The following is a 16555-nucleotide window of genomic DNA, read 5'->3' as shown; positions in this document are numbered from 1 at the left end:
ATAAGGTTCAAATCGATTTGTGCCAGTAATTAAGAACATCCACCTTGTACACGCTTAGCCTTTTTAACAACAGGTTTATCAAGGTTAGCAACGGCCTCTCCAATTTCCTTTAGCTTTTGAGCAGCTTCTTTTCTGAAAACGAAGGTTTCGTTATCCAGTTTATTATCAGGTGCATCACCAGATAATAAAAAGAAGTTGGTATTGAACTCATCCGCCGTGCTGTTTAATGCAAAGTTATCGGCCTTGCCATGGTATTTTGATACCAGACAAGCACGTTGTGATTGCTCATACGATGCGCCGTAAAAAACATTGGTTTTGATGTTTTGCACAATCCGACTGATGTTTTCCGCTTTATGTAATTCTTCCAATGGAATGTTAATGGCGGTTGGAATATGGAATTTCTTAAATTCTTCCGGTGAGCGCACATCAACAACATTAAAGTGATAGTAGTTGTGCATCAGCTCATAAGCCAATTTATCATCGTCCATCATCTGTGGTCGGCATTCGCCTGACGCAATTTTCTCATCAATGCGTTTATTCATCAACTCACCACGTGTAGGCGTAACCACCGTGATTAAAATGACCAATACGGCTAATCCAATTCCAATACTATATTTGGTAATGTCTGATTTTAACCATTGAGTAGCTCGATTATTAACTTTATTTTCAATCATGGTAACGCCTATAAAGGCTCCTGTTGCCACAAATACCATAATGAGTGCAAATGCCTCACGAGAGATGCCCATCATTTCAAATACTAATAGGTCTCCCAGGTTTTCGGCCACCATTAAATCCTTTATTAACGGATATCCCTCAACAAAGGCAAAGATGCCCAGACCGGCTCCAAAAACGAAGGCCCAGCCATCGATCTTTCCACTGGCTGCAGCTACCACACTGGTTCCAGGGCAAAAACCACCGATGATAAATCCACCGCCCATAATAAGGCCGCCAATTATTGCCGCCCACAAAAAGGTGGGGTTGATAAATATGATATCGACATCTAATAATTCGAAGTGATTTAATGCTGTGATACCTACCATGGCAGTTACACCAGCTGTGAAAAATACTTTTAGCACCGTAAAGTCGTAGCCATAAAACAGGCCTACCAATTTACGGGTTGATCCAAATCCGGCTTGCTCAAGTGCAAAGCCAAAGCCCATTCCAACAATAATAGCAATGATGAAATTGAACTCGTTACTGATAATATCTGGTACTAATGGTCCCATCCTAGTTTACTTTATTAATCCATAATTTTCTAAAAAACCACGCCATGGCATAAGCCATTCCAAAGATGGACATCATGGTTATGATGCCTCCGAACGACATAACGGCCATTCCACTTAATGCAGCTCCGCTGGTACATCCACGGGCTAACTGACTACCAAAGCCAAATAAAGCACCACCGAAAATGGCAGCAGCTATGCGAATGCCGTTTTTAACGCCTGGTCCTTTTTCTATTTTTACCGTCACCCTGTTGGAAACCACTGCTGATAAAAATGCTCCGATAATCACACCTAGTACTTCAAATACTAACCATGATTTTAACGGGCCATCAGGGTTATTTTGTTTTTGAGTAATGTAATAGTCGGTTGCGGCAGCATGTTGAGGAGCTACCGTTTCAACGGTTTGTACGACTAAACTTTTAATGGCACCACTGGCGCCTAAGCCGCGTCCGGTAACATAAATGGTTGTTAAAAGTACAAACCCAAGAAAGAACCCGGCTAAATAGGGATTCATGTATTTTTTAGGAGCTTCTTTCATGATATTTCTTTTTTAATTTCATCTACTTCATTCGTCTCGCTGTCTTTCTGCTCATCTTCTTCCAGTAATTCCCAGCCGGTAATCATTGCTTTAATATTGGTTGTTACCGTATGGCCTGTGGTCGTCATATAAACATGTACAATAATAAAGGCCATTAATAGCCAGGCTCCTAATGTATGTGCCCAGGCAATCCATTCTAAGGGAATGTCACTGACAACGATAATATCATTAACATCAAATGTTTTGTAATACAAATACAGCAAGCCTGTTAAAATCATAACCGGTGCCATCAAAAGTTTAAAGCCCAGGTATGTCATTGCTTGTAAAGGGTTCAGTTTTTTTCGCGCCGATTTAATGGTTGGGTGAGGGGCATTCTTAAAAATACCCACAGTATAATACTGAATCTGCTCTTTTAACTTCGAAATCGTCGGAATATACTGCTTCCACTCACCAGTGGTGAAATGCCAGAATATTGAAAAGGCGATGAGTGCTAACAATAAGTATGAGGCAATCCGGTGGAATAGCACAGCTTTTTCAAACCCTAATAATGAGAATGAACCATGGATTTCAAAACCAGTTAGTGCTAAAAACAATATCAATGCGGCCTGACTCCAGTGCCAGAAACGCTCAAATTTCTTATAAATATATACTTGCTTCATCTTGTCTTATTTTGATTCCAATTCATTGCGTTTGTAGCCATTAATCAAACGGGCTAAACCATGGATGAATACACCAGTCAGTGAGCTCCATAATAATAGACTGCCTAATAAATCAATCCAGTCGTTTTTGTCACGGCCCGGAAGATAAAAGTCATTCAGTGCAGCTAAGCGACCATTTTCTCTCACATGGCACTCTTCGCATGAAAGCGCTTTGTCGGAAGGTGATACCATATGGTTGATCGGCCAGTACATTTCTGTCTCGATAAACTCAAACTCACCACTAAACGGCAGTCCAACACCATTCATACCTGCTTCGGCAGCCAGTTTCCAGTCGAAATCCTGCCAATAGGCACTGTCACCTTTACTTTCAGCATATACTTTAGGTTGAATTAACAATTTCGTATTTGGGTCGTAGATCTGATCACCTCTGTGTACTTTAACCGGATATATCTTTGAATGAATGTCATCAGCAGCACCTAATAATTTATTGATCTGAACAGGCACAGATGTTACCGTGTCGCCCAAGGCATAATGTTGCGCATTACCATTGAACCACTTGTATTCTGGCTCCACATTATTGGCCCATTCAAATTCACCTTTAATCGATAAATACGTGTGGTTGCCTAATGAGTCTTCCTCGTGATAAGGGTTGCCATTTTCATCTAATCGACCTGCTTCAGACCAGCGCCAGGCCATTTTAGTAGAGTTATCTTTGGCGTAAATAGGGATATGGCATGTTTGACACGATACTTTAGAGAAGTGACGGTTCAAAACATCATCCAGGTGAGGCTTCGTAGTGTGACAATCTTCGCAACGTAAACGATCCACATCGGTTGATGATACTGAATATAATTTACCCTTTATCTGGTGCTTGTCGGCCGAGTGACAGTCGACACAATCCATATTAATACCATTAGAAGCCATGTGTACATCTACATTTCTATCACATGATAACAATGCTTCTTCCAAATCACCATGTTTCACATTGTTGCCTCCGCCACTGTAAAAGTGACAAGCACCACAGTTAATTTTATCAGGTCGGCCTACGCTTTGAGCCACTTTCATCAGGTTAACACTTCTGTCGGGATAACCCGCCATAGAAGCACCTTTAATGTATTCCTCACTTTTGTCGTGACATACCATGCAGTCCACATTTCGTGCATTGTTGAAATCGAAAGTATTGTGCGTCATGCCGAAGCCAATGTGACATTTGGCGCAAGCCTGTTCGTTGGTGCTGGCTCCAATACAAAAATTGTTAAGCACATTTTTCTTTCCCAACTTAGAAATACCTTTGCCTTCAACGTAGGCTACGCGTTCCCAGTTCCAGTGACTGGAATGCATAATCTCTTCATGTCGTTGGTTGTGGCAGGTCAAACACGCTTCGGTTACATCCTGAGGTGTTTTAAAATCTTGCTTTAAGATTTCGAACTGTGTGTGATCAACCGATGGCATCGGTTTGCTTGCAAACTTTTGCTTCAGCTCATATTGCGATAAATTAAGGGGTTTATCGTGGTGGAAAAAATTCACCAGCAATAAAACAATTACCGTAATTAATACTGAATAGGTTATCGTTTTATTCATCTGTTTTAAATGTTAGTTGTCATTGTAAATGCAAGTTCACTAATAATAACTGTGAAATCAATTATTAGATGCATCTAATAATCGACAAGCAAAAATATGTAGATATTTATATATAACGGGTTAAATATGTAGATATTTAGATAATTTAGAATGAGTCTTATTAGAAATAGAATCCTGACTTTGAGTTTTAGTGGACTAAGTTAAATGGCAATCGCTTTGAGTAGGTTAAATGTATTTTCACAACTTAGGAACGGAACCGGTATAACTTATCTATTTTGTCTATCTGAATTTCTTGCTCACATATTATGAATGGAATGTTTAACCATTGAAAATAAGAAAAGGTAAAAAATGATTGCTCAATTAATAACATGCATCCAAGGGATATACTCGTACCTGCCTCATGCCTTACTCGGGTTTAACTCATAGTAAAGTCAAAGTTCTTACAAAGTTTCTTCAATGTTTGTTCAATTTTAATTGATAAAATATTGACTTTAATATGAGGATACTATAATTTGTTATTGAATAATCTCCGAGTATGGCCCGAGTAAGAAGCGAGTAGGGTACCTTGGAGCTTAAGTCTAACCCTAAAAAATAAAGTATTATGGCACAGGTAATCGATGGGATCAATGGTCAGGTAAAAGGGAAAGCAGGTAATAGTATATTTTATACCATGTATGGAAAAAACTTTGTTCGTTCACGCCCGGATATTGCCAGGCGCAGAAAACCGAGTGTAAAGCAACAGGCTCAGCGCCAGCGTATGGGGCTTGTTCAGGATTTGTTAAAGCCGTGTAAAGAGTTGATTAAACTAACGTTTGCTCCAGTTACTGAAGGTAATGCGCCGTATCATGTGGCTAAATCATATAATTTGCGCCATGCGATTAAAGGAGACACTTATCCGGAGCAGGAGATTGATTGGGATAAAGTTTATTTAAGTGCAGGTTCGGTTGAATTACCGGAAAGGGGAGCTGTTCAGCATAAGGGAGATAGCTTATTGTTCAGTTGGTCGAAGCAAAAGGGGCAATTTAACGACAGCCTGGTCGTGATCGCTTTAGATAAGGACCTGACTACGGCACAGTATCGTTTTACAGGTGTGTCACGCGCTAAAGAAACCTTTACCTGGGATATGGACAGGCATGGTCAACAATGGCACATATGGCTGGCCTTCAGAAGTAATGATGAACAGGACATAAGTAATAGCCTATATCTTGGTCTTGTGTAAGTGCCTTAAGTAAATGTATTTACGAAATATCGACCTAAGCTATTTATCCAGGGCAATCATCTGGGAGTTTGTCTTTAAACTAAATAATTTAGAGAGCTTGCTGCGCAAGTTAATGGTCGTGCACAGATTACGCAGGTTTTAGCTTCGCTGATTTTCAATTCTCAGGTTATTAATTTAATGTGAATTTGATATAAGCATCGTACTAAAGTTGCAGCTTGTTTTATGATTGTTCGCATTTAAGCATAAAAGATAAACACAGAGACACAGAGTTGTTTTTATGTCTTATTATAAAACTATTCGACTCAGTGTCTCTGTGTTGAGTTTCTGTTTGCAAAATACTTTATCCTCCTTTTAAGCATAATTACGGATAATCAAAAAAGATTTACGTCGATCTCGGGTTAATACAAAAGCTTGAATTATTTTGAGTTTCTACTGATTATAACCTTTAGGAGATAGAGCCGGATTTATTTTTTACTTATTGTTAGCGTTTACCAACAGAAGCCTTCTGTATAATCGCTTCAATCGCATTAATGCACCTGCCACAGTTGGTTGCAGCTCCGGTCTCTTTTTGAATCAACTCAAGGCTTGGAAAGTCAGTTTTACTGAGTGTATCCAAAATTTCATTCTCTCTAACATTATTACAGATGCAAATTGGTCGAGCCATTTTATTTTTTATGCGAAATTACGATTAAATATTTAACCTATTGTGACTAGATGAAAATGTAGAGCAATGTTTATATATGTAGAATTAATAATAATTAACAAATGTTCTCATATATTTTGCTTTTTAATTCGAAAAAACTAAATTTGACTAGTTCTTTGATTTATAGGATGTAAATGTTCTTTTCGAAAATAAGAAGAATAGTTACAGATTGTTTTTGTATAAACTGAATTTGTTTCAAATTATAATTTATATACTTTTACAGCGTCAAAATCGCCATTTGACGTTTGTTAAAAGAAAACAACACAATTAAAAGAAGTTTAACCTTTATCGCCATTATTAACTTTTTAAACCTTTAATCATGTACACTAGAAACCGTTTTTTCTTTAAAAGAATTCCTATTTAAGATTTTAATTCTAACCCTTAGGGATTATGTATGATGCTGTGTATTCGCCAGTATGGAGTGATATGTAATGCTTGATGGGATATCTATGTTCAAAATTAACGCTTAAGGCGTTGAAATTTATCACTATTATTAACTTAAACCTTTTGTTTTATGCGCAGATTAGCATTAATCGCGTCCCTGATATTATTCGTGGGACTCAACGCAATGTTTGCTCAAACAACAACCATTACCGGTGCAATTACCGATAGTGAGACAGGTGAGCCCATGCCGGGTGTATCTGTGGTTGTAAGAGGAACAACTATTGGTACCGTTACAAATGTTGACGGTAACTATTCTTTAAGTGTACCCGATGATGCAACAAACTTGTTGTATTCGTTTGTGGGAATGAAAACACAAGACATCTTAATTGAAGGTCGAACTACAATTAACGTAGTTATGGAATCTGAAGCAATTGGTGTTGATGAAGTTGTAGTTACAGCTTTAGGTGTTTCCCGTGAAAAGAAATCACTGGGTTATGCTTCTCAAAATGTTAAATCAGATGAATTAACATCTGCCAATAGTGCTGATGCCATGTCGGCATTATCAGGTAAAGTAGCAGGTGTACAGATTTCTGGTTCTAACTTTGCCGGTTCTAAGAATGTTTTGATTCGTGGTGCCAGTTCGTTAACAGGTAACAACCAGCCATTATATGTTATTGATGGTGTTCCTATGGACAACCAGAACTTTAACTCAACTTCTACTCAAACAGGTGGAGGTGGTGTTGACTACGGTTCTATGATCAATGATATCAATCCAAATGATATTGAAAGTGTTAACGTATTAAAAGGTAGTGCAGCTTCTGCATTATATGGTAGTCGAGGTCAGAATGGTGTAATCATGATTACTACTAAGTCGGGTAAGGCTGGTAAAAAATCTTTTAGTGTTGATGTAAACACAGGTGTAACATTTGAAAAAGTTTATATACTACCTGAGTTACAAACTAGCTATGGTGGTGGTTATGGAGACTTTGGAACTGAAGTGATTGATGGTGTTGAATACTTAGTGCCAGCTTATGATGTAGATGAAAGCTGGGGACCAAAATATGAAGGTCAACAAGTGTTACACTGGTGGGGTATTGCTGATTATGAGCAAGGTATCACATCTACACCACAAACAGGTGCCTGGGTAGCTCCAAAAAATGATGTAGAAGATTTCTTCGAAACAGGAGTTCAGTATCAAAATTCGATCTCGATTACAACTAGTAATGAGACCTCTGCTTTAAGAATTGGATACACTAATGTTAATACGTCGGGTACTGTTCCTAATGCAAGCCAAAACAAGAACACATTTAATTTGAATGGTAATACGAAGCTTTTTGATGGTATCGTTGAAGCTAACGCGACAATGACATACGTTAATACCTATACCAAAGGACGACCAGTTTCTGGTTACGATGATCGTTCTTTCTCGCAGAAGTTTTATCAGTGGGGACAGCGTCAGCTTGATTTTGAAAAATTAAAGGATTATAAGAATCCTGATGGAACACAGCGTGTTTGGAACCGTATAAGTATTGATAATCCAAATCCGATTTATTCTGATAACCCATATTGGACAGTCTATGAAAACTATCAAGATGATGATCGTCAGAGAGTATATGGAACAACAGGTTTGAAGTTTAACCTGACTGATGACTTAAATGTACAGGGTAATGTTTATTTAGATACTTATACTTTTAATCAAAGAGAACGAGTTGCTCCTGGTTCACAGTCACTTTCTTTTTATGATGTAACTCAACGTCAGTTTACTGAAGTTAACTACGAAGGAAAAATTAATTATAAGAAAACTGTTAATGACTTTAATATTGTTGCTTCGTTAGGTGCCAATAAACGTACGGAAGATTATAGTCGTATATATTCTGGTACCGATGGAGGTTTGGCTGTTGCTGGTTTATGGAATGTGAATAACTCAAATAATACTCCATTAACAGAAAACTACTCGCGTAAGAAGATTGTTAATAGCTGGTTTGCATTTGCAAGTTTAGGTTGGAAAAACACTGTTTATTTAGACCTGACAGCAAGGCAAGATCATGATACATCACTTCCAACGGATGATAATACATACTTCTATCCAGCAGCATCGTTGAGTTTTATTTTATCAGAAATGGTTGATTTTACCTGGTTAGATATGGCCAAAGTTCGTATGAACTATGCTGAAACCGGTAATGGTACAGACCCATACCGTGTGTATCAATCATTTAATGTAGGTGATTCGTTTGGTGGTTATCGCCAATTTACGAATAATACGCGTTTGAATAATGCTAAACTTAAATCTGAAAAAACAAAAGAAGTTGAATTCGGTTTAGAGGCATCGGCCTTAAACAATCGTGTAAGATTAGATGTAAGTTATTATAAACGTAATACGACTGACCAGATTGTACCTATTGAATTAAGTGGTTCAACAGGTTTTACTTCGATGGTTGTAAATGCCGGAGAAATTGAAAACAAAGGTATTGAATTATTAGTTGGAGGTACTCCTATCAGAACAGCTGACTGGACATGGGATATTTCAGTTAACTATGCCAAGAACAAGAATGAGGTTGTAAGTTTACCAGAAGGATTTGATAAGCTTCAGATTGGTAGTGCTCCGTTTGGTGGTGCTTACTTAAATGCTTCTGTTGGTGATCCTTTCCAGATGTTATGGGGATATGACTATGTGTATGATGATAAAGGTAACAAGGTAATTGATGAAGGTTCAGGTTTTTATGCCAATGGAGGACTGAAACCAATCGGTTCTGCATTACCCGATTATAATATGGGTATCAGAAACTCATTACGTTGGAAAGATATTGACTTCTCTGCTTTGATTGACATCCAAAAAGGTGGAAAATATTATTCACTTACCAATATGTGGGGTATGTACTCAGGTATGATGAAGCAAACTGCTACTCCTACCAGTGGAGGTAACACTATTCGTGAAGACGGTATCGTATTAAACGGTGTTATTGATAATGGAGATGGTACTTACAGAGAAAATGATATTAATATTAGTGCCGTAGATTATGGTGAATATCACTATCATGGCTATGGTACTCCAAGTGCAACAAGTTTCTTTGATGCTTCTTACATTAAATTAAGAGAGATTACAATCGGTTATACGCTTCCAAGTATTACACCTGTCATTAAAAAGATGAGAATTGGAGTATATGGACGCAATCTTGCTACATGGGGATTAGATAATAAAGGAATTGATCCGGAAGCAACTGTTGGTGGTAGTGGTAATATCCAAGGTATGGAAGGTGGTATTATTCCTACATCACGCTCTTATGGTATGAATCTACAGGTAACATTCTAATTTTGAATAACTATGAAAGTATTAAAAAATATATCACTATTGGTTATTGGAATACTTCTATTTTCATGTGAAGTAGACTATTTAGATAACCCTAATGAACCTATAGTGCCTACTAGTGGAGGACTGATGACTAGGGTTCAGAAGCAATTTATGAATGACACCCGTGATGAATGGATGTCAGGGCGTATGTCTTTGTTATGGGTGCAGTACTGGAACCAGGTTAACTATACCGAAGAAGACCGTTATCAGTATCGCGAGACAGTAAATAAGGCAGGTTGGAATGATATCTATAAAAATGCTCAGGATTTAAAAGATATTATTGCTATTAATACTGATGATGCAACTAAAGGGGATGCAAATGTCATAGCACCTAATGAAAACCAGATTGCAGCAGCAAGAATTATGTTGGCTTATGTATTTCAATTAGCTACCGATATCTGGGGAGATATTCCTTATTATTCATATGGTAATGACGATCCGGATTTTGAAGCTCTCCAGCTCAAGGACGGTGGTTCTATTACGCCTAAGTATGCCAGTCAGGAGAAGATTTATAAAGATCTTTTAAAAGAACTGGACGAAGCACAAGCCATGATTATTGAAGGTAAGAATATGATTGGTGCGGATTTATTCTATGATGGAGATGCTTCTATGTGGAAGAAGTTCGCCAATTCACTACGATTAAGAATTGCCAACCGTATTAAGGATAAAGATGCAACATTGGCTAATCAGCATATTGCAGATGCTTTAGCTGAAGGTGTATATACTTCAAATGATGACAATGCAGGTGTTAAATTTGAAAACTCAGCACTTAATGGAGCCCCAATGTATCGTGCTTTTGTTGTAAGTGCACGTCGTGACTTTGCTCCTTCTTATTCATTTGTACAATTATTAAAAGGAAATGACATTCATGTTTACTCAAATCCTTTTGCTGGATTAGAGGATCCTCGTTTACCTATTTATGTTGATCCAAATGGCGATGGTGAATATCTTGGAGTGCCAGTTGCCGAAAGTAACGCTTCTGTTCGTACCTTCAAATGGGAGTCTAAACCAGGTGCTGAAGTTTTAAGCTCAACATATAAAGAACTTTACATGGAGTATTCTGAAATATGTTTTATACAATCAGAGTTGAATGGTTGGGATCAAACCTGGTATGAATATGGTGTTGAAGCTTCTATGCAAAAGTGGGGTGTTCCTCAAGCTGATATTGACGCTTTTATTGCTACTTTACCTGCTGCTACAGAAGAAACTGTTATGACACAGAAGTATATCGCTTTATACATGAATGCATATGAGGCCTGGTCTGAATTACGAAGGACAGGATATCCTCAGACATTGATAAAGTCAGGCGATACATATGACTATACATTTATGGCTGATGGAGAGGAGCAAACGCTTACTTATTTCTATAATACTATTGTAGATTTGCCTGAAGGTCCAAGTCGTGTTAAGTATTTATTAAATGAAGACAACATTAATAAAGAAAATAAGGATGCTGCAGTAGCCGCAATGGGAGGTGACGAAATGGATACTAAAATGTGGTGGCAACCATAATAAATTATGAAATACTAACTTTTAAGCTGTGATGGAACGTAGATTAAAGGTTTAGTTGTGTGAGGAAGGGGATGTCAAAGGGCATCCCCTTCTGATTTTATAAAAGCTAGGTAAGGCCTCTTATGCAACAATGACTAAAAATTGTTGTATAAGAGGCTTTTTCTTTAACAGGTAGTCTTATTATTTGTAATGTCTGGTGGTGCTTTTTTTTTAAAAAAAACATACTTGCTCAATATTCGCATTTTTATTTAAATGATGTAAAAGAAAGTTAAAATAACGTATGTGAATTAGTGCTAACTGTTAAAAATACAAATAATTTCATTCTAGATATATCAAAGAAGGGGTGTGTGGCTTAAAAGAGTAGTAAAACAATGCATTAGGGGGTATAAAAAAGGGGCGAAGGTTATTAGTGTGTAATCTAATGTCTTTATTTTGTGTTGTCTGTTCTTTGTGTGGATGATTTTATTTGCGTCCATTAAGTGTAAGATACAGAGGTGTATAGAAGGGATGTTTGAGATTTTTTATTAATTTTTATATATTAAAATTTGTTACAAAATGTTATTTGTGTATTTTTAACTGAGAAATCGCCTTAATCGCCATTATTAACCATTAAAACAAGTAAGCAAAAATTCAGGTAGGAATATAAATCTACAAGTTTTTTGAAGCATAGCTAACGTTAGTGTACTAACCAAGATAAATTAACTCTTTGTCTTTGAGTGATGTATACTTCGTATTTGATTTATTATGCCCTAATGCATAAGCGTTAGGGAAGTCTCTATTATTAACTTAAACCTTTTGTTTTATGCGCAGATTAGCATTAATCGCGTCCCTGATACTATTCGTGGGACTGAACGCAATGTTTGCTCAAACAACATCCATTACCGGTACTGTAACCGATAGTGAGTCAGGGGAACCCATGCCGGGTGTATCTGTCGTTGTTAGAGGAACAACTATTGGTACCGTTACAAATATTGATGGTATCTATACTTTAAGTGTACCCAATGATGCAACAAACCTGTTGTATTCTTTTGTTGGTATGAAAACACAAGATGTCTTAATTGAAGGCAGAACGACTATTAATGTGGTTTTGGAGTCAGAAGCTATCGGTGTAGATGAAGTTGTGGTTATGGGATATACCACAGCCCGTAAGAGTGAGGTAACAGGTTCTGCTGTAAAAGTCAGTGGGGAAGACCTTGCTAATATGCCAGTGGCTGATGTACAGCAGGCCCTTCAGGGTAAAGTGGCTGGGGTATCTATCGCTTCATCTTCTGGTACTCCGGGTTCTGTACAGAATGTTAGAATTCGTGGACGTAGTTCAATTACGGCAGGTAACGATCCTTTATACGTTGTGAATGGTGTGCCATTAAATACCGGTAACGCTTCTGCTACAACTTCAGGTTCTTCTTTATCTGACCTGGTTAGTTTAAATAGCAACGATATTGAGAGTATTACTGTATTGAAAGATGCAGCTGCGACGGCTGCTTATGGTGCACGTGGCGCCAATGGTGTAATTGTAATTACAACTAAAACGGGTAAGTCTGGAAAAGCAGATATCAATTTTAGTGCTACTTATGGTGTTTCAAACGATGCGATGGATGGACCTGGTGTTTTGACAGGTGCAGAGCGCGAAATGTTATTTTATGAAGCAATTAAAAACACCTGGGGGTTATCAGGAGAAGCTGAAGCAAAGCAGTTTTATGAGGATAACCCAAGTACCTTCGGTACGGACTATGTTACATGGAACGCAGCGGGGCGTCCTGAAACAGATTGGGGCGATCTAATTACTAATAAAAATGCACCAATGCAGGAATATAACTTATCAGCCTCTGGAGGTACAGATAAGATGAATTATTATACATCTGTTGGTTATTTTAATCAGGAAGCTACTGTAATTGGTTCTGATTTTGAGCGTTTCTCGGGTAATGTTAATTTGACGGCGAACTTAACCGATAAGTTAACATTTAGTACTAACAATAGCGCTGCCCATTCATATCAGGATGGATTATTGGAAACCAGTGCCTACTTCTCATCTCCTCGAACATCTAAATTCTTTATGCCTTCTATTGATCAGGCATATAATGATGATGGAAGTATAAATTATGCTTCTACTGCATTGCCAAACCCATTGTGGATTGCTCAGGAAGATATTGATGATTCGAAATTGACCAAGATTATATCAAACAATGCACTTTCGTGGGAAACCCCGATTAAAGGCTTACGATTAACTTCCCGAATGAGTATTGATTATCAGGTTTATAACTATAAGCGTTATAGGAATCCTTTAAGAGGCGACGGCGATGGTGAAACTAAAGGATATGGTTGGCAAGCTCATACGAATCGTGTGAACTATGTATTTCAGAATAGTGCGGATTATTCTTTTGACTTAGATGGAGGGCATAATCTTGATCTAAAAGCACTTGTTGAGTATCAGAAGAATAAATTCTATTATCTGGAAGCAGATGCTGATAACTTCTCTGATTTTGGGTTAACCAACCTTAATTCAGCTGGTAATCCAACATTGGCTAACTCCTATTTTACAGATTGGTTAAGATCCGCTTATATTGGTATGATTCACTATTCTTATCAAGGCCGATATGTGTTGGATGTAACTTATACCCGTGAAGGTAGTTCTCGATTCCATCCGGATCACCGCTGGGGTAACTTCTATGGTATTGGTGCAGCATGGAATATGCATCAAGAGAGCTTTATGACGGGTATGGATTTTATAAGTAATTTCAAATTAAGAGCTTCTTATGGTGTAACAGGTAATGCAAATATTTCATTAAACCAATACCAATCATTATTGAATTATGATGGTGATTATGCTGGAGAAGGTGCATCTTACCCTGGAACTTTTGGTAACGACGAGTTATCTTGGGAAACATCGCATACGCTCGATATTGGATTAGATTTTGGGTTCTTAAATAATCGTATCTCCGGTGCAATTGGCTATTATAGAAGAGAAACAAAAGATATGTTGTTAGATGTGCCTCTTTCGTTAACCACAGGTTTTGTGGAGCAAACACGAAATATTGGCCGAATGGAGAATAAAGGTATTGAATTTGAATTAGATGTTGATATTATCCGTTCAAGCGATTTTAATCTATCAATTGGAGGAAACTTCGGAACCGCTAAGAATGAAGTATTGGAATTAGCAAAAGATCTTAATGGAGAGGAAGTTAATATTACTTCAACTACTCAGCGAGTTGAAACAGGGCACCCGGTATTTGGCTGGTACATGCCAACCTGGGCTGGTGTTAATTCGGAGACAGGTGACGAAATGTGGTATGTTAATCCAAATGAAAGTGATGAAACGACAACAAACTTTAATGATGCAGAACAGGTATGGCAAGGTGGAAGCGCTATTCCTGAATTTGTTGCAGGGATGAATCTTCACGTAGATTTCAAAGGTTTCTTTGCTGATATCAATGGAGTATATGCTGGAGGTCATAAAATCTACGAAGGATGGCATCGCTATACCAATGGTACAGATGTATTTTCAGTTGCCTATTATCAAGGTATTGATGTACTACTTGACAGATGGCAGCAACCTGGTGATGAAACACGATTTGGTAAATTTGAATATACTGGCCGTCCATGGCAGCGTCACTCAAAGTTCTTATACGATGGTGATTATTTTCGCCTAAGAGATGTAACTGTAGGTTATGATTTCCCAAAATCTATTACAGATAAAATTAAATTAGGTGGCTTACGTGTGTTTGCTAAAGGATTAAATCTTTACACCTGGGTGAAGGATGATAATTTGCAGTATGACCCTGAAACAGTTGATAGTAATGGAGAAACTTCTCTAACAACTCCAGCAGTAAAGTCGTTTATTTTTGGTGTAAATGTTAAATTTTAAAGGGCTATGAAAGTATTAAATATATTATCAAAGATGGTCATCCTGGTGTTGCTTGTTACTTTTGTTAACGCATGCTCTACAGAAGATTTAGATCCATCTACAGAACAAAATAAGCCTGTAGAAGGCGGTATTACTTCCGATCAGAATTTATATGGAGTTCTGAAAGGTGCTTATGATCAAATGACAGCTTCAGGTTATTATGGACGTGACTACATTATTAATAATGAAGTTCGCAGTGATAACTGTTTTTCTAACGGTAATTCCGGTCGCTTTTCAACTCAGGCAGGATTTAAGTATGATGCCAATACGGGTTTCTTTTGGGATGAGGCTTATTCAGCTATTGCTAGTGCTAATATTGTGATTGGCGTCGATCCTGAGGCGATGACTGGAGATGCTGAATGGATCAAACACATGCAAGGTCAGGCCTACGCTATGAGGGCTTTAGTTCATTTTGACTTATTAAAGCAATATGGACAGCAACATGTTGGTGGTACTTTAGGTGTTCCGTATGTAATGGAGTTTAAAGGCGATGATTTATTTCCAGCTCGTAATACAGTTGAGGAATGTAAAAATTTCATAATTGATGATTTAAACATGGCATTCTCAATGATGGATGAGAGTCAGGATCCATCTCGTGAATTTTTAACTAAATATGCAGCTAAAGCGCTATTATCAAGTGTATATGTGTATTTTGAAATGTGGACTGATGCCATTGCAGCAGCAGATGCAGTTATCAATTCGGATAACTACTCAGTAATTCCTTCTGATCAATATGTTTCTCATTGGGGATCTGATCTATCTGCTAACTGTATTTTTGAATTAGCTTTCAATTCAACAGATAATCAAGGTATTAATGGATTAGCCTATATATATCGAACTACTGGTGGTGGTAGTTATGGTGATGTTCAGGTGCTTGATATTGTAGCAGATATCTATGATGCTGCTGATGTACGTGCTGGTATATTGGGAATGGAAGGTGTTATGTTACGTAATATTGGTAAGTTTCCTGATAACCAAGGGTATGATAATGTAATTGTGATGCGCTATGAAGAAGTGCTAATGAACAAAGCAGAAGCCTTGGTCGCAACAGGTGGTGATGCTGCCACTACTTTAAATATGATTATTGCGGAACGTGGTATTCCTTCATATACATCTGTAACTATGGACGATATTTTATTAGAGCGTCAGCGTGAGTTTATTTTTGAAGGGCATCGTTATGAAGATTTAGTGCGTATGGGTAAGGATATTGAAAAGATATCTATCCAACAGAACTTTACGGCGACAATACCATATGGCGACCCAATTATGGCGTGGTCTATTCCTCAAGCTGAAATGGATGCTAACTCGAATATGGTTCAGAACGAAGGCTATTAAATGTTGCACACAAAGTTTTTAAACTAAGACAAAACGTTGACTTTAGGTTAAAAATAATAAATAGGACAAAAATAAACTTTTAAGCTGTGATGGAACGTAGATTAAAGGTTTAGTTGTGTGAGGAAGGGGATGTTAAAGGGCATCCCCTTCT

At 37.7% G+C, this 16555-nt stretch carries 10 protein-coding genes; 5 read left to right on the top strand and 5 right to left on the bottom strand.

Features of this window, described 5'->3' with window-relative positions; all coding sequences use genetic code 11:
* Positions 1 to 29: 29 nt before the first annotated feature.
* The 4 genes from J1N10_RS12840 to J1N10_RS12825 are packed head-to-tail and all read right to left on the bottom strand — an operon-like array spanning position 30 to position 4001.
* Positions 30 to 1226, bottom strand: coding sequence for a rhodanese-like domain-containing protein (locus tag J1N10_RS12840; RefSeq protein ID WP_262327117.1), 1197 nt, complete (start codon positions 1224 to 1226; stop codon positions 30 to 32).
* A gap of 1 nt (position 1227) precedes the next feature.
* The gene (locus J1N10_RS12835; RefSeq protein WP_262327116.1) at positions 1228 to 1761 is read right to left on the bottom strand and encodes a YeeE/YedE family protein; all 534 of its coding nucleotides are present in this window, start codon (positions 1759 to 1761) and stop codon (positions 1228 to 1230) included.
* On the bottom strand, positions 1758 to 2420 hold the full coding sequence (locus J1N10_RS12830) for a cytochrome b/b6 domain-containing protein (RefSeq protein ID WP_262327115.1): 663 nt from the start codon (positions 2418 to 2420) through the stop codon (positions 1758 to 1760). Before J1N10_RS12830 ends, J1N10_RS12835 begins: the two co-directional genes overlap by 4 nt.
* 6 nt (positions 2421 to 2426) lie before the next feature.
* Positions 2427 to 4001 carry a tetrathionate reductase family octaheme c-type cytochrome gene (locus tag J1N10_RS12825; protein WP_262327114.1) on the bottom strand — a complete coding sequence of 525 codons (1575 nt, stop codon included), beginning with the start codon at positions 3999 to 4001 and terminating at the stop codon, positions 2427 to 2429.
* A 601-nt stretch (positions 4002 to 4602) separates the two neighbouring features.
* On the opposite strand from J1N10_RS12825, the gene J1N10_RS12820 reads away from it, so the two are divergent.
* Positions 4603 to 5220 carry a DUF6266 family protein gene (locus tag J1N10_RS12820; protein WP_262327113.1) on the top strand — a complete coding sequence of 206 codons (618 nt, stop codon included), beginning with the start codon at positions 4603 to 4605 and terminating at the stop codon, positions 5218 to 5220.
* 481 nt (positions 5221 to 5701) lie between these two features.
* Here J1N10_RS12820 and J1N10_RS12815 read toward each other — a convergent pair whose 3' ends face one another.
* Positions 5702 to 5884, bottom strand: coding sequence for a (2Fe-2S)-binding protein (locus tag J1N10_RS12815; protein ID WP_262327112.1), 183 nt, complete (start codon positions 5882 to 5884; stop codon positions 5702 to 5704).
* Positions 5885 to 6437: 553 nt separating this feature from the next.
* Between J1N10_RS12815 and J1N10_RS12810 the strand changes: the two genes are divergently transcribed.
* From J1N10_RS12810 to J1N10_RS12795, 4 genes are all read left to right on the top strand, one after another.
* Entirely contained in the window at positions 6438 to 9617 is a 3180-nt protein-coding gene (locus tag J1N10_RS12810) for a SusC/RagA family TonB-linked outer membrane protein (protein ID WP_262327111.1), read from the top strand.
* Positions 9618 to 9629: 12 nt separating this feature from the next.
* Entirely contained in the window at positions 9630 to 11168 is a 1539-nt protein-coding gene (locus J1N10_RS12805) for a SusD/RagB family nutrient-binding outer membrane lipoprotein (RefSeq protein WP_262327110.1), read from the top strand.
* 802 nt (positions 11169 to 11970) lie between these two features.
* A complete protein-coding gene (locus J1N10_RS12800; RefSeq protein ID WP_262327109.1) occupies positions 11971 to 15030 on the top strand; it encodes a SusC/RagA family TonB-linked outer membrane protein in 3060 nt (1019 codons plus the stop codon).
* A 6-nt stretch (positions 15031 to 15036) separates the two neighbouring features.
* Positions 15037 to 16404, top strand: coding sequence for a RagB/SusD family nutrient uptake outer membrane protein (locus J1N10_RS12795; RefSeq protein ID WP_262327108.1), 1368 nt, complete (start codon positions 15037 to 15039; stop codon positions 16402 to 16404).
* Positions 16405 to 16555 lie beyond the last annotated feature (151 nt).

This window comes from Carboxylicivirga litoralis (assembly GCF_025499605.1).
Classification (GTDB): domain Bacteria; phylum Bacteroidota; class Bacteroidia; order Bacteroidales; family Marinilabiliaceae; genus Carboxylicivirga; species Carboxylicivirga litoralis.
The sequence above is the reverse complement of the archived record's forward strand: the minus strand, read 5'-3'. Positions and strand labels throughout refer to the sequence as shown.

Bases quoted from the DNA above. Each gene is read 5' to 3' on its own strand.
- J1N10_RS12840 (WP_262327117.1), bottom strand. From the start codon at position 1,226: ATGGGACCATTAGTACCAGATATTATCAGTAACGAGTTCAATTTCATC.
- J1N10_RS12835 (WP_262327116.1), bottom strand. From the start codon at position 1,761: ATGAAAGAAGCTCCTAAAAAATACATGAATCCCTATTTAGCCGGGTTC.
- J1N10_RS12830 (WP_262327115.1), bottom strand. From the start codon at position 2,420: ATGAAGCAAGTATATATTTATAAGAAATTTGAGCGTTTCTGGCACTGG.
- J1N10_RS12825 (WP_262327114.1), bottom strand. From the start codon at position 4,001: ATGAATAAAACGATAACCTATTCAGTATTAATTACGGTAATTGTTTTA.
- J1N10_RS12820 (WP_262327113.1), top strand. From the start codon at position 4,603: ATGGCACAGGTAATCGATGGGATCAATGGTCAGGTAAAAGGGAAAGCA.
- J1N10_RS12815 (WP_262327112.1), bottom strand. From the start codon at position 5,884: ATGGCTCGACCAATTTGCATCTGTAATAATGTTAGAGAGAATGAAATT.
- J1N10_RS12810 (WP_262327111.1), top strand. From the start codon at position 6,438: ATGCGCAGATTAGCATTAATCGCGTCCCTGATATTATTCGTGGGACTC.
- J1N10_RS12805 (WP_262327110.1), top strand. From the start codon at position 9,630: ATGAAAGTATTAAAAAATATATCACTATTGGTTATTGGAATACTTCTA.
- J1N10_RS12800 (WP_262327109.1), top strand. From the start codon at position 11,971: ATGCGCAGATTAGCATTAATCGCGTCCCTGATACTATTCGTGGGACTG.
- J1N10_RS12795 (WP_262327108.1), top strand. From the start codon at position 15,037: ATGAAAGTATTAAATATATTATCAAAGATGGTCATCCTGGTGTTGCTT.